The organism is Pseudoruegeria sp. SHC-113 (assembly GCF_025376885.1).
Classification (GTDB): Bacteria; Pseudomonadota; Alphaproteobacteria; order Rhodobacterales; family Rhodobacteraceae; genus Pseudoruegeria.
Genome location: NZ_JAHUBR010000004.1, coordinates 74590 through 87733, shown reverse-complemented (window position 1 = coordinate 87733; position 13144 = coordinate 74590). Strand labels below are relative to the sequence as shown.

Below are 13144 nucleotides of genomic sequence, written 5' to 3'. Positions count from 1 at the left end.
ATGCGCGAGTTTTACGGCACCCCGCTTGCCAACCCGCTGATGCTGGGCACGGCGCAATATCCCTCTCCGGCCATTCTGGCCGAGGCCTTCCGTTGCTCCGGCGCGGGCGTGGCCACCGTCTCGCTGCGGCGCGAAAGCGGGGCGGATCGCGCCGGGCAGGATTTCTGGGCGATGATCGCCGATCTCGGCGTGCCGGTGCTGCCCAACACCGCCGGGTGCCACTCCGCGAAAGAGGCCATCACCACCGCCCATATGGCGCGGGAGGTCTTTGACACGCCGTGGATCAAGCTCGAAGTGATCGGCCATACCGATACGCTGCAGCCCGATGTCTTCGCGCTGGTCGAGGCTGCGCGGGTGCTGAGCGAAGAGGGCTTTCAGGTCTTCCCCTACACCACAGAGGATCTGGTGGTGGCCGAAAAGCTGCTGCACGCGGGCTGCGAGGTGCTGATGCCCTGGGGCGCGCCCATCGGCTCGGGCCTCGGGCTCGCCAATGAATACGCCTTGCGCTCCATGCGCGCGCATTTTCCGGACGTGCCCCTGGTGGTGGATGCCGGGATCGGCCTGCCGTCCCATGCCGCCCGCGCGATGGAGCTGGGCTTTGACGCCGTGCTCCTGAACACCGCCGTCGCCAAGGCGGGCGATCCGGCGATGATGGCCAAGGCCTTTTCCCGCGCCGTGCTCGCCGGGCAGGCCGCCTATGAGGCCGACCCGATCGAGCCGCGCGACATGGCCGCGCCCTCCACCCCCGTGATCGGAAAGGCCTTCCTCGAATGACGCTCCCCCGCTTCTACCCGATTTTCGACTCCTCCGAATGGCTCCTGCGCGCCCTGCCCCTCGGCGTGAAACTCGTGCAACTGCGCATCAAGGATCAGATGCCCGGCTACGTGCGCGCCGAAATCCGAGCGGCCAAGGGGCTCTGCGGGGAACATGGCGCGACTCTGGTGGTGAACGATTACTGGCAGATGGCCATCGAAGAAGGCTGCGACTTCCTGCACCTCGGGCAGGAGGATCTGGACACGGCCGACATTGCCGCGATCAAGAAAGCCGGCATCCGGCTGGGCATCTCCACCCACGATGAAGAGGAACTGGAGCGCGCGCTGGCGCTGGCGCCCGATTACATCGCGCTCGGCCCCGTCTACCCGACGATCCTGAAGAAGATGAAATGGCACGAGCAGGGGTTGCCGCGCGTCACCGAATGGAAGAAGCGCATCGGCGATATCCCCCTCGTTGGCATCGGCGGCATGAGCGTGGAACGCGCGCCCGGCGTGTTTGCAGCTGGGGCCGATGTGGTCTCGGCGGTGACGGACATCACCCTGAACGATGATCCCGAAGCCCGCATCCGCGCCTGGCTGGAGGCCTGCGGATGAGCCGCTACGCCCGCCAGATGATCCTGCCCGAGGTCGGGCCCGGGGGGCAGCAGCGCCTGTCCGGGGCCCATGCCCTCGTTGTGGGTGCGGGCGGGCTCGGCGCGGCGGCGCTGCCCTATCTGGTGGGCGCGGGGCTTGGCCATATCACACTCGTTGACCCGGACCGCGTGGACGAAAGCAACCTGCACCGACAGGTGCTCTTCACCGAAGCCGACGTGGGCCGCTCCAAGGCCCGCGCCGCCGCCGCGCGGCTGGAGGCGCTGAACGGCGAGGTGACGGTTGAGCCCGTCTTCGCCGCGCTCAACCCTGACAACGTGGGCGGGCTGATCCACGGTTGCGACGTGGTGCTCGATTGCGCCGATACGTTTGCCGCCAGCTACACGCTGTCGGATGCCTGTCTGGCCGCCGGGATCCCGCTGTTCACGGCCTCCGTGCTGGGCACCGAAGGCTATGCGGCGGGCTGCTGCGGCGGCGCGCCATCTTTGCGGGCGGTTTTCCCCGATCTGCCTGCCGTAGCCGGGAGCTGCGCCACCAATGGCGTGCTGGGCCCCGTCGTCGGCACGCTGGGCACGTTGCAGGCGCAGATGGCGCTCAACCACCTCCTGGGCCTTGGCAAGCCTCTGGGCCAGATGCTGCGCTATGATGCGATTGCCTTCCGCACCGCCACCTTCCGCTTTGACGGCGCGCCGGAGCCCGATGCGGGCCAGTTCCCCTTCATCAGCCACCGCGACATCGCGGCGGAGGATTTCGTGGTCGAACTGCGCGGCGCCGATGAGGCCCCCTGCGTCACCCCCAACGCGCAGCGGCTCACGCCCGAAGATTTCGCCACAGCCCGCTTGAACCCCGCCGAGGGCCAGCGCGCTGTCATGGTCTGCCGCACCGGCCTGCGCTCCTGGCGCGCGGCCGCTGCCCTCAACGATTACTGGAGCGGCGAGATTGCCCTCGTCGCCATGGGAGACACCGCCACATGAAAGGACACCCGATGAAAAAGGCGCTCACCCTTGCCGCCATGCTGCTGGCCACTCCGGCCATGGCGCAAGACAAGATGACCCTGATCCTCGACTGGTTCATTAACCCCGACCACGGCCCGATCATCATCGCGCAGGAGAACGGCTATTTTGCCGAGCAGGGCCTCGAGGTGGAGATCATCCCGCCCGCCGATCCTTCTGATCCGCCGAAACTGGTGGCCGCCGGCAAGGCCGATCTGGCCGTCTCCTACCAGCCGCAGCTGCACCTGCAGATCCACGAGGGCTTACCGCTCACCCGCGTCGGCACACTAGTTGCCACGCCGCTGAACTGCCTGCTGGTGCTGCAAGACGGTCCGATCAAATCCATCGCCGATCTGAAGGGCGGCAAGGTTGGTTTCTCCGTGGCCGGTGTGGAAGAGGCCGTGCTGGGCGCGATCCTTCAGCCCAATGGGTTGACGCTGGACGACATCGAACTGGTGAACGTCAATTGGTCCCTTTCGCCTTCGCTGATGAGCGGGCAAGTGGATGCGGTGATTGGCGCGTTTCGCAACTTCGAGCTGAACCAGATGGAGATCGAAGGCGTGGAAGGGCGCTGCTTCTACATCGAGGAAGAGGGTCTGCCGACTTATGACGAGCTGATCTACGTCGCCAACACCGAAAGCCTCGACAAGGAAAAGATCGCCCGCTTCCTCGCGGCAACCGAGAAGGCCACGCAGTTCATCGTGAACCACCCGGAAAAGAGCTGGGAGATCTTTGCAGGCACCTCCAAGGAGTTGCAGGACGAGCTGAACGCCAAGGCCTGGGTTGATACACTGCCCCGCTTCGCCCTGCGCCCGGCCGCCTTTGACGCTGGCCGCTACGCCGCCTTCGAGACCTTCCTGCACGAGTTCGGCCTTGTGCCGTCGGTGAACCCCGTCTCCACCATCGCGATCGACGTGACGGCGCAATGAGCGACTACGGCAAAGCCTTCGCGCTTTGGCGCGCGGATTGCCCGGAGGCGTGGCGGGCCTATACCCGCCACGCTTTCGTGGAAGGGCTGAAAGACGGAACCCTGCCGCAGGCGGCCTTCCTGCATTACCTGCGGCAGGATTACGTTTTCCTCGTGCATTTCTCCCGCGCTTGGGCGCTGGCCGTGGCCAAGGCCGATACGCTTTCGGAAATGAAGGCGGCGGCGGCCACGGTGAACGGGCTGGTGAACCACGAGATGCAGCTGCATGTGGAAACCTGCGCCAAGGCCGGGATCAGCGAGGCGGAGCTGTTCGCCACCGAGGAAACCCCCGCCAACCTCGCCTACACGCGCTATGTGCTGGAGGCGGGCTATTCGGGCGACTTCCTCGATCTCGTGGCCGCTCTGGCTCCTTGTGTGATGGGCTACGGCGAGATCGGCGCGCGGCTTGGCACCGAGGCCACGAGCGAGGCCTATGCCGAATGGATCGGCACCTATGCGGGCGAGGAGTATCAGCAGATCTGCCGTGACGTGGGCGCTTTGATCGACGGCGCGCTCGTGCATCGCTTGGGCGAAGGCTACACACAAACCCCGCGCTGGACGCGGCTGTCGCAGCGCTTCGCCGTGGCCACGCGGCTTGAGGTCGATTTCTGGCAGATGGGCCTCTCCCCCGCATGAGCATGGCCCCCGGCATAAGCTTCTCTGGTGCCGCCTCGGTGGAGGGCGTTCCGCTCTTCTCAGGGCTCACGCTGGAGATGGCACCGGGGCGCTGGACCTGCCTTCTGGGGGCCTCGGGCGTTGGCAAAACCACCGTGCTGCGCCTGATCGCCGGGCTGGCGGCGCATGTGGATTTCCAAGGTACGATCACCGCCAGCGATGGCGCGCCGCTGGAGGATCGCATCGCCTATATGGCGCAGAGCGATCTGCTGCTGCCGTGGCTATCGCCGCCCGAAAACGTCGCCATCGGCGCGCGGCTCAGGGGCGACGCCCCCGATCTGGCCCGCGCGCGGGATCTGCTGACCCGCGTGGGCCTTGGCGATCACATTGAGAAACGCCCCGCCGCGCTTTCGGGCGGGCAGCGGCAGCGCGTGGCGCTGGCCCGCACGCTGATGGAGGATCGCCCCATCATCCTGCTGGATGAGCCCTTTTCCGCGCTTGATGCCCGCACCCGCGCCGACATGCAGGATCTGGCCGCCGCACAGCTCGCAGACCGGACCGTGCTGCTCGTCACCCACGATCCCGGTGAGGCCGCCCGGCTGGGTGACAGCATCCATGTGATGGCGCCGGGCAGCACCCGCAGCTTCGACGTGCCGCAAGCGCCCGTCCCGCGCCCGGTGGATCACCCGGACACGCTGGCCCTGCAGGGCCGCCTGCACGCCTTCCTGCGCGAAGGAGCCCCCGCATGAGAGTGCACCACGCGCTTGCCTCCTTCGCGTTGTTGATCGTGATCTGGCAAGCCATCGTCTGGCTGACGGGCCTGCCCCATTTCATCCTGCCCTCGCCGTTTCGCGTTTTCAAAGTGTTCTGGGACAGCCGTGCCCTGATCGGAGAGCACGCGCTGGTGACACTGGGCGAGGTGCTCTTGGGCATGGCCATCGGCACCGCTCTGGGCATTGCCACCGCGCTGCATCTGGCGCTCTCGCCCCGCGCGCGGCAGCTTCTGGGGCCGATCCTCGTGTTCTCACAGGCAATCCCGGTGTTTGCCCTTGCCCCGGTGCTCACGCTCTGGCTCGGCTACGGGCTCTGGAGCAAGATCGCCATGGCAGTGCTGATCATCTATTTCCCTGTCACCTCCTCCTTCCTTGACGGGCTGCTGACCACACCGAAGGGCTACCTCGATCTGGCCCACGCCATGCAGGCCAAGCCCCGGCAGGTGTTGCTGCGCATTCGCATTCCGGCGGCCCTGCCCAACCTCGGCACCGGGTTGAAACTCGCCGCCGTCTACGCCCCCATCGGCGCGGTGATCGGCGAATGGGTGGGGGCCTCGCGCGGGCTCGGCTACCTCATGCTGCTGGCCAATGGCCGTGCCAAAACGGACCTGATGTTCGCCGCGGTACTGGCGCTTTGTGCCATGTCCGTGGTGCTTTACCTGATCTTCGACGCGCTCTCCCGCCGCCTCGCCGCCCGCGCCGCAGGTGGCTGAAGGATTAATTCGCGGCCAAAATTTTACGTAAAGTTATTGATTTTTTCCACGCGGTAAGAAACCCTCTTTGCCGAGACCAATCGGCCATGGGCCACGGGCAAGGGCCGAAAAGCGGGGAAAGATGACACAGAAGAAGATCCGAAACATGGAGGAATTCGCGGCGGTGAGCGGCATCTCGCGGCCCACGGTGTCGAAGTATTTCCATGATCCGGAGAGCGTGCGGGCCTCCACCCGTGCGCGTATCGAAGAAGCGTTGGAGCGCTACGAGTACCGCCCCAACGTCTACGCGATGAACCAGAACCGGCGGCTGACCAAGAACATCGGCATCGTCGTGCCCTATCTGGCGGACCCGTTCTTTGCCGAGATCGCCCGCAACATCGAACAACGCTGCATCGATGCGGGCTACCGCCCCACGCTCTATTCCTCTCACGGCATCCCCGAACTGGAGGTGGAGATCCTGGACGGGCTGCGTTCGCTCAAACCGGCTGGCGTGTTGCTTGCGCCACTGGGCCGCGCGTCGATCAAAGGCGAGATCGAGCGCTTCTGCAAAGCGGTGCCCACGGTGATTTTCGACTCAAACATCGAAGGTATGGGCGCGGCCTTCATCGGCTCCGACAATGCGAGTTTCGTGGATCAGACGGTAGAATACCTGAGCCGCAGTGGCACCGCGCCGAGCTTCTTCGAGATGCGCCACCCGGCCAACCCCAACGCCAACAAACGCCGCATCGCTTACCTGACCCGGATGGAAAAACTCGGCCTCAGCCCCCATGTCATCAGCGTCGGCGGCGAAGGCTGGGCCTTTGAGGAAATCGGGCGGCAGGGCTGCCTGACCATGCTCGAACGCGACGAACTGCCCACCGACACCGTCCTGTGCAGCAACGACCGGCTGGCCATCGGTTTTCTCTCGGCCTGCTACGAAAAGAACCTGCGCGTGGGCATCGGGGCGGATTGCGATCTGCGTGTGGCTTCGATGGACGATCACCCTTTCGCGCGATTCACCTGCCCGCCTCTGACAACTGCAGCACATGACTATGAGGCCGTCTCGAATCGCTCGGTGGAGACGTTGTTCGAGCTGATTGAGGCCGGGGGCAAATTCGCGAACCGGACAGAAACCCTTTATCCAGCAAGACTTATCCTGCGCGCCTCTGCCTGATTTCTCCAAAAATTATCGCGCGTAAAATTTTTGTTGACGCGCGAAAAGAATTTTCCGATGCTTGTCGTCGGGTAAATTGTTTACGGGAGGACCCAATGAACCTTAAGAACGCACTTCGTGCGGCTACCGCACTCGCGCTCGTGTCGGGTGGTGCTGCCACCGCTGAAACGATCACCATCGCCACCGTCAACAACGGCGACATGATCCGCATGCAGGGCTACACCGACAAATTCACCGAAGCGACGGGCATCGACGTCGAGTGGGTAACGCTCGAAGAAAACGTCCTGCGCCAGCGTGTGACCACGGACATCACCACCAAGGGTGGCCAGTTCGACATCATGACCATCGGCATGTACGAAACCCCGATCTGGGGCGCCAATGGCTGGCTTGTTGCGCTGGACGATCTGTCTGACGAGTACGACGTGGGCGACATCCTGCCCGCCATGGCCGGCGGCCTGTCGCACGAGGGCACGCTCTATGCCGCGCCCTTCTACGGCGAAAGCTCCATGATCATGTATCGCACCGATCTGATGGAGAAGGCCGGGCTCGAAATGCCGGAAGCGCCGACGTGGGAGTTCATCCGCGAAGCCGCCGCCGCCATGACGGACCGCGACGCCGACATCAACGGCATCTGCCTGCGCGGCAAAGCCGGTTGGGGTGAAGGCGGCGCTTTCATCACCGCAATGTCCAACTCCTTCGGCGCGCGCTGGTTCGACGAGGACTGGAAAGCACAGTTCGACACCGAAGCCTGGGCCAACACCCTGAACTTCTACAAGGGCATGATGGATGAATCCGGCCCCGCTGGTTACGCCACCAACGGCTTCAACGAGAACCTCTCGCTGTTCAACCAAGGCAAATGCGGCATGTGGATCGACGCCACTGTTGCGGCGTCCTTCGTGACCGGCAAGGACTCGACCGTCGCCGACAGCGTGGGCTTTGCCCTTGCGCCGGACACCGGCCTTGGCAAGCGCTCCAACTGGCTCTGGGCCTGGGCACTGGCCGTTCCGGCCGGCACCCAGAAAGAAGCTGAAGCCAAGCAGTTCATCGAGTGGGCCACGTCCAAGGACTACATCGCGCTGGTTGCTGAAAACGAAGGCTGGGCGAACGTACCGCCGGGTGCTCGCACCTCGCTCTACGAAACGCCTGAATACCAGGAAGTGCCCTTCGCGAAAATGACGCTGGACTCCATCCTGTCTGCGGATCCGAACAACCCCACGGTTGATCCGGTTCCCTATGTCGGCATCCAATTCGCCGCCATCCCGGAGTTCGCCGGTATCGCCACGGAAGTAAGCCAGGAATTCTCCGCCGCCTACGCCGGTCAGCAGACCGTCGAAGAAGCGCTTGAGAAAGCTCAGGCCATCACGACCGAAGCGATGGAAGCTGCAGGCTACTAAGGCTTCCTCCCTGAAGGGGCGCGGGCCCTCCACCCCGCGCCCCACTTCACCACCCCACCTTTTCCTTGAAATTTCCGAAGGGTTTCTGGGACGCTTGACGAGCGTCAACAGAGGAGATGTCCCCAATGGCAACGCAACACTCCCGGTCAGCAGCACGGATCATGATGGCACCGGCCGTCTTCGTCCTGCTCGTCTGGATGCTCGTGCCCCTCACGATGACCTTGTATTTCTCCTTCAAGAAATACCTTCCGCTGCGCGGCGGCGATCTTGGCTGGGTGGGGTTTGACAACTACGTCCGCTTTGTCACCTCCAGCGCCTTCTGGCCTGCCGTACAGACAACGCTTGTGATCGTCGGCGGCGTGTTGCTGATCACGGTGATCCTCGGCATCCTGCTCGCAATGCTGCTGGACCAGCCGATGTGGGGGCAAGGCGTTGTCCGCATCCTCGTGATTGCCCCCTTCTTCGTCATGCCCACCGTCTCCGCGCTGGTGTGGAAGAACATGTTCATGGATCCCGTGAACGGCCTGTTTGCGCACCTCTGGCGCTTCTTCGGGGCCGAGCCGGTTTCCTGGCTCTCGGATGCCTCGCTCGGCTCGATCATCATGATCGTCTCGTGGCAGTGGCTGCCCTTCGCCACGCTGATCCTGCTCACGGCGATCCAGTCGCTGGACAGCGAACAGCTCGAAGCCGCCGAGATGGACGGCGCCCCGCCGCTCAAGCGCTTCTACCACATCGTCCTGCCGCACCTGAGCCGCGCCATCACCATCGTGATCCTGATCCAGACGATCTTCCTGCTGGCGATCTTCGCCGAGATCTTCGTCACCACCGGCGGCGCCTTCGGCACCCGGACGCTCACCTACCTGATCTTCCAGCGCGTGCTGGAAAGCCAGAACGTGGGCCTCGGCTCTGCAGGCGGCGTCTACGCCATCATCCTTGCCAATATCATCGCGCTCTTCCTGATGCGCATCGTCGGCAAGAACCTGGACGCGTGAGGAGAAACTGACCATGGCACGCTCCGTGACCCCCAACCGCAAGATCCTCAACACAGCCCTCGCCTGGGCCATCGGCTTGCTGATCTTCTTCCCGATCCTCTGGACGATCCTGACGAGCTTCAAAACCGAGGCGCAGGCCATCGCAAGCCCGCCGATCTTTCTGAACTTCGACTGGACGCTGGAAAACTACGCCATCGTGCAAGAGCGCTCCGACTACATGCGCTTCCTGTGGAACTCGGTGATCATCGCCGGCGGCTCCACCGTGCTGGGCATCATCATCGCAGTGCCTGCGGCATGGTCCATGGCCTTCGTGCCCTCCAAGCGCACCAAGGACATCCTGATGTGGATGCTCTCCACCAAGATGCTGCCCGCAGTGGGCGTGCTCTACCCGATCTACCTGCTCTGCATCCAGCTGGGCGTTCTGGACAACCGCTTCGCCATGGTGATCATCCTGATGCTGATCAACCTGCCGATCATCGTCTGGATGCTCTACACCTACTTCCGCGAAATCCCCGGCGAAATCCTTGAAGCCGCGCGGATGGACGGGGCCACGCTGAAGGAAGAGCTTCTTTACATCCTCACGCCCATGGCCGTGCCCGGCATCGCCTCCACGCTGCTGCTGAACTTCATCCTCGCGTGGAACGAAGCCTTCTGGACGCTCAATCTCACCTCGGTCAACGCCGCGCCGCTCACCGCCTTCATCGCCAGCTATTCCAGCCCCGAAGGCCTGTTCTTCGCCAAGCTGAGCGCGGCCTCCACCATGGCCATCGCGCCGATCCTCATCCTTGGCTGGTTCAGCCAGAAACAACTTGTCCGCGGCCTGACCTTCGGCGCAGTGAAATAAGGAACCCGACCCATGGGACGTATCCAACTCAAACAAGTCACCAAGAAGTTTGGCGATGTCGAGGTCATTCCCCCGCTGGATCTGACCATTCAGGATGGCGAGTTCACGGTGTTTGTCGGCCCCTCGGGCTGCGGGAAATCCACCCTGCTGCGCCTGATCGCCGGCCTTGAGGACATCACCACCGGCCATATCGAGATCGACGGCACCGATGCCACGGACGTGCCCCCGGCCAAGCGCGGGCTTGCCATGGTGTTCCAGTCCTACGCGCTCTACCCGCATATGAGCGTGCGCAAGAACATCGCCTTCCCGCTGCGGATGGCGAAGCTCGATCAGGCCGAGATCGACAAACGCGTGGAAGGGGCGGCCTCGGTGCTGAACCTCACCGATTATCTGGACCGCCGCCCGGGCCAGCTTTCGGGCGGGCAGCGCCAGCGGGTCGCCATCGGCCGTGCCATCGTGCGCGAACCGGCGGCCTTCCTCTTCGATGAGCCTCTCTCCAACCTCGACGCCGCCCTGCGCGTGGGCATGCGGCTGGAGATCAGCGAACTGCACGAACGCCTGAAAACCACTATGATCTACGTGACCCACGATCAGGTGGAAGCCATGACGATGGCCGACAAGATTGTCGTGCTGCGCGCGGGCAATATCGAGCAGGTCGGCAGCCCGCTGGAGCTCTACCGCGAACCGCGCAACCTTTTCGTGGCCGGCTTCATCGGCTCGCCCAAGATGAACTTCATCGAAGGGCCCGAGGCTGCCAAGCACGACGCCCACACCATCGGCGTGCGGCCCGAGCATATCGCCGTGAGCGCGAGCGAAGGGCCGTGGAGCGGCGTGGTTGGCGTCTCCGAGCACCTCGGCTCCGATACGTTCTTCCACATCCACCAGACCGGCCTCGCCGACACGATCACCGTGCGCGCCGATGGCGAGGTGGGCTTCCGCCACGGCGACCGCGTGCACCTGACCCCGCGCGCCGATGTGATCCACCGCTTTGACGCGCAGGGCCTGAGGATCGCATGAAACGGCTGGACGGAAAAACCGCGCTGATCACCGGTGCCGCGCGCGGCATCGGGGCGGCGTTTGCGCAGGCCTATCTGCGCGAAGGGGCGCAGGTGGCCATCGCCGACATCAACATCGCCCGCGCGCAGGAAACAGCCGCGGAGCTGGGCGAAAACGCCTTTGCGGTGGAGATGGACGTCACCCGGCAGGAGAGCATCGACGCGGCCATCGCCGCGACGGTGGCGCGCTTCGGCCAGATCGACATCCTGATCAACAACGCCGCCCTCTTCACCGCCGCGCCCGTCGTCGAGATCGAGCGCGCCGATTATGACCGCGTATTTCAGATCAACGTCGCCGGCACGCTCTTCACGATGCAGGCCGTGGCGTGCCACATGATCGAACGCGGCATCCGGGGCCGGATCATCAACATGGCCAGCCAGGCGGGCCGCCGGGGCGAGCCGCTGGTGGCCGTCTACTGCGCCACGAAAGCTGCCGTGATCAGCCTCACCCAATCGGCGGGGCTGAACCTGATCCAGCACGGAATCAACGTCAACGCCATCGCCCCCGGCGTGGTGGATGGCGAGCACTGGGACGGCGTGGACGCCTTTTTCGCCAAGCACGAAGGCAAGGCACCGGGCCAGAAGAAGAAGGAAGTCGCGGCGGGCGTGCCTTACGGGCGCATGGGCCGCGCCGAGGATCTGACGGGGATGGCCGTCTTCCTCGCCAGCGAAGAGGCCGAATACATCGTGGCACAATGCTACAACGTGGACGGCGGACAATGGATGAGCTGACGATGGCAAAGCCAGATGACACCGCGAAAGCCCCTGCCCCGCTGCCCCTGAGCAATGCCACGTTCGGCAGGCTGCCCGAGGGCATTGAACGCCCCCGCTACGACCGCAAGGCGCTCACTCCGGGCATCGTCCATATTGGGCTTGGCAATTTCCACCGCGCCCATCAGGCGTGGTATCTGCACCGGCTGATGCAGGACGGTCTGGCGCAGGATTGGGCCATCCTCGGCGCAGGCGTGCGCCCCTATGATGCGCAGATGCGCGAAAAGCTTCTGGCGCAGGATTGCCTCTCGACGCTGATCGCGCTGGACCCGGCAGGCTCCTCGGCGGAAGTCACGGGCGCGATGATCGGCTACCTGCCCATCGAGGAGGGCAACGCGCCGTTGATTGCCGCCATGGCCGATCCGGCGATCCGCATCGTCTCGCTCACGGTGACGGAAGGCGGCTATTACATCGATCCGGCCACCGGCGGCTTTGCCACCGATCACCCCGACATCCAGCATGATGCGGCGCATCCGGCCCGCCCACGCACGGCTTTCGGCGCGATGATCGCCGCGCTCAAGCTGCGCCGTGCTGCAAGCGCTGGCCCCTTCACCTGCCAAAGCTGTGACAACCTGCAGGGCAACGGCACGATCCTGAAGCAAACCGTTCTGTCGCTCGCGCAGCTGTCGGACCCGGATCTGGCCGCGTGGATCGAGGCGCACTGCAGCTTCCCGAATTCCATGGTGGATTGCATCGTGCCCGCCACTGGCCCCGGCGAACTGGCTCTGGCGCGGGAGATGGGCGTCGCCGATGCCGTGCCGGTGACCCATGAGACCTTCCGCCAGTGGGTGATCGAAGATGACTTCTGCGCCGGGCGGCCCGATTGGGGCCGCGTGGGGGCGACCTTCACCGATGATGTGCACGCCTTTGAGGCGATGAAGATCCGTCAGCTCAACGGCGGCCACCAGATCCTTGCCAATGTCGGGGAGATCCTCGGGCTCGCGACCATCGCCGACTGCATGGCCCATGCCGCCGTGCAGCCCTTCTTCCTGAAGGTTGAGCGCGAGGAAATCGCGCCCCATGTGGCGGACGTGCCGGGGATGACGCCGCAAGCCTATATCGACCTGATCGCGCGCCGCTTCGCAAACCCGCGCATCGTGGACACCACCCGCCGTGTGGCCTTTGATGGCGCCTCGCGCCATCCGGGCTTCATCCTACCCACGGTGCAGGACGCCCTTGCCAAGGGCGCGCCGGTGGAGGGGCTCGCACTGGTGGAGGCCTTCTGGGCGCGTATGTGCGAAGGCACGCGGGAGGACGGCAGCCGCATTGCCGCCAACGACCCCTTCTGGGACGAGCTGACCACTTGCGCCGCGAAAGCCCGCAGCGCGCCGCTGGTCTGGCTGAGCATGGAACGCTTCTACGGCGATCTGCATGAACACGAAGGGTTTGCCGAGGCGTTTACGCGCTGGTTGTCGCTGATCTGGGCGGAAGGAGCAGAAGCCGCAATCGCGGTCTATCTGGCCCAATGACACCAGCTTGCCGCCTGTGCCGGAGTACCTGCCTTTTGGTTT

14 protein-coding genes are annotated in these 13144 nt (G+C 64.6%); all 14 read left to right on the top strand.

The window, feature by feature from the left end:
• The gene (locus KVX96_RS17850) at positions 1–774 is read left to right on the top strand and encodes a thiazole synthase (RefSeq protein WP_261196291.1); all 774 of its coding nucleotides are present in this window, start codon (positions 1–3) and stop codon (positions 772–774) included.
• Positions 771–1367: a thiamine phosphate synthase gene (locus tag KVX96_RS17845; RefSeq protein WP_261196153.1), complete on the top strand. Its 597-nt coding sequence runs from the start codon at positions 771–773 to the stop codon at positions 1365–1367. Before KVX96_RS17850 ends, KVX96_RS17845 begins: the two co-directional genes overlap by 4 nt.
• Complete coding sequence (locus KVX96_RS17840; protein WP_261196152.1) at positions 1364–2338, top strand: HesA/MoeB/ThiF family protein; 975 nt, start codon at positions 1364–1366, stop codon at positions 2336–2338. The genes KVX96_RS17845 and KVX96_RS17840 overlap by 4 nt, the downstream gene beginning before the upstream one ends.
• Positions 2339–2349: 11 nt before the next feature.
• Positions 2350–3285: an ABC transporter substrate-binding protein gene (locus KVX96_RS17835; RefSeq protein ID WP_261196289.1), complete on the top strand. Its 936-nt coding sequence runs from the start codon at positions 2350–2352 to the stop codon at positions 3283–3285.
• A complete protein-coding gene (gene tenA, locus KVX96_RS17830) occupies positions 3282–3959 on the top strand; it encodes a thiaminase II (protein ID WP_261196151.1) in 678 nt (225 codons plus the stop codon). Before KVX96_RS17835 ends, tenA begins: the two co-directional genes overlap by 4 nt.
• Positions 3956–4687, top strand: a complete 732-nt coding sequence (locus KVX96_RS17825; protein WP_261196149.1) for an ABC transporter ATP-binding protein — start codon at positions 3956–3958, stop codon at positions 4685–4687. Before tenA ends, KVX96_RS17825 begins: the two co-directional genes overlap by 4 nt.
• Positions 4684–5424: an ABC transporter permease gene (locus tag KVX96_RS17820; RefSeq protein WP_261196147.1), complete on the top strand. Its 741-nt coding sequence runs from the start codon at positions 4684–4686 to the stop codon at positions 5422–5424. The genes KVX96_RS17825 and KVX96_RS17820 overlap by 4 nt, the downstream gene beginning before the upstream one ends.
• A 121-nt stretch (positions 5425–5545) precedes the next feature.
• Positions 5546–6577, top strand: a complete 1032-nt coding sequence (locus KVX96_RS17815) for a LacI family DNA-binding transcriptional regulator (RefSeq protein WP_261196146.1) — start codon at positions 5546–5548, stop codon at positions 6575–6577.
• Between the two features lie 95 nt (positions 6578–6672).
• Positions 6673–7971, top strand: coding sequence for an ABC transporter substrate-binding protein (locus KVX96_RS17810; protein WP_261196144.1), 1299 nt, complete (start codon positions 6673–6675; stop codon positions 7969–7971).
• 125 nt (positions 7972–8096) lie between these two features.
• Complete coding sequence (locus KVX96_RS17805) at positions 8097–8963, top strand: carbohydrate ABC transporter permease (protein ID WP_261196142.1); 867 nt, start codon at positions 8097–8099, stop codon at positions 8961–8963.
• Between the two features lie 13 nt (positions 8964–8976).
• Entirely contained in the window at positions 8977–9807 is an 831-nt protein-coding gene (locus tag KVX96_RS17800) for a carbohydrate ABC transporter permease (RefSeq protein WP_261196140.1), read from the top strand.
• A 12-nt stretch (positions 9808–9819) separates the two neighbouring features.
• Positions 9820–10824 (top strand): ABC transporter ATP-binding protein, encoded by a 1005-nt coding sequence (locus tag KVX96_RS17795; RefSeq protein ID WP_261196139.1) that lies wholly within the window; start codon positions 9820–9822, stop codon positions 10822–10824.
• Entirely contained in the window at positions 10821–11594 is a 774-nt protein-coding gene (locus tag KVX96_RS17790; RefSeq protein WP_261196138.1) for an L-iditol 2-dehydrogenase, read from the top strand. The genes KVX96_RS17795 and KVX96_RS17790 overlap by 4 nt, the downstream gene beginning before the upstream one ends.
• A 2-nt stretch (positions 11595–11596) precedes the next feature.
• Positions 11597–13102, top strand: coding sequence for a mannitol dehydrogenase family protein (locus KVX96_RS17785; protein ID WP_261196137.1), 1506 nt, complete (start codon positions 11597–11599; stop codon positions 13100–13102).
• Positions 13103–13144: the final 42 nt, after the last annotated feature.

What these genes read in the sequence shown, in the direction of transcription:
- KVX96_RS17850 (WP_261196291.1), top strand. Translation starts at nt 1, where the DNA reads ATGCGCGAGTTTTACGGCACCCCGCTTGCCAACCCGCTGATGCTGGGC.
- KVX96_RS17845 (WP_261196153.1), top strand. Translation starts at nt 771, where the DNA reads ATGACGCTCCCCCGCTTCTACCCGATTTTCGACTCCTCCGAATGGCTC.
- KVX96_RS17840 (WP_261196152.1), top strand. Translation starts at nt 1,364, where the DNA reads ATGAGCCGCTACGCCCGCCAGATGATCCTGCCCGAGGTCGGGCCCGGG.
- KVX96_RS17835 (WP_261196289.1), top strand. Translation starts at nt 2,350, where the DNA reads ATGAAAAAGGCGCTCACCCTTGCCGCCATGCTGCTGGCCACTCCGGCC.
- tenA (WP_261196151.1), top strand. Translation starts at nt 3,282, where the DNA reads ATGAGCGACTACGGCAAAGCCTTCGCGCTTTGGCGCGCGGATTGCCCG.
- KVX96_RS17825 (WP_261196149.1), top strand. Translation starts at nt 3,956, where the DNA reads ATGAGCATGGCCCCCGGCATAAGCTTCTCTGGTGCCGCCTCGGTGGAG.
- KVX96_RS17820 (WP_261196147.1), top strand. Translation starts at nt 4,684, where the DNA reads ATGAGAGTGCACCACGCGCTTGCCTCCTTCGCGTTGTTGATCGTGATC.
- KVX96_RS17815 (WP_261196146.1), top strand. Translation starts at nt 5,546, where the DNA reads ATGACACAGAAGAAGATCCGAAACATGGAGGAATTCGCGGCGGTGAGC.
- KVX96_RS17810 (WP_261196144.1), top strand. Translation starts at nt 6,673, where the DNA reads ATGAACCTTAAGAACGCACTTCGTGCGGCTACCGCACTCGCGCTCGTG.
- KVX96_RS17805 (WP_261196142.1), top strand. Translation starts at nt 8,097, where the DNA reads ATGGCAACGCAACACTCCCGGTCAGCAGCACGGATCATGATGGCACCG.
- KVX96_RS17800 (WP_261196140.1), top strand. Translation starts at nt 8,977, where the DNA reads ATGGCACGCTCCGTGACCCCCAACCGCAAGATCCTCAACACAGCCCTC.
- KVX96_RS17795 (WP_261196139.1), top strand. Translation starts at nt 9,820, where the DNA reads ATGGGACGTATCCAACTCAAACAAGTCACCAAGAAGTTTGGCGATGTC.
- KVX96_RS17790 (WP_261196138.1), top strand. Translation starts at nt 10,821, where the DNA reads ATGAAACGGCTGGACGGAAAAACCGCGCTGATCACCGGTGCCGCGCGC.
- KVX96_RS17785 (WP_261196137.1), top strand. Translation starts at nt 11,597, where the DNA reads ATGGCAAAGCCAGATGACACCGCGAAAGCCCCTGCCCCGCTGCCCCTG.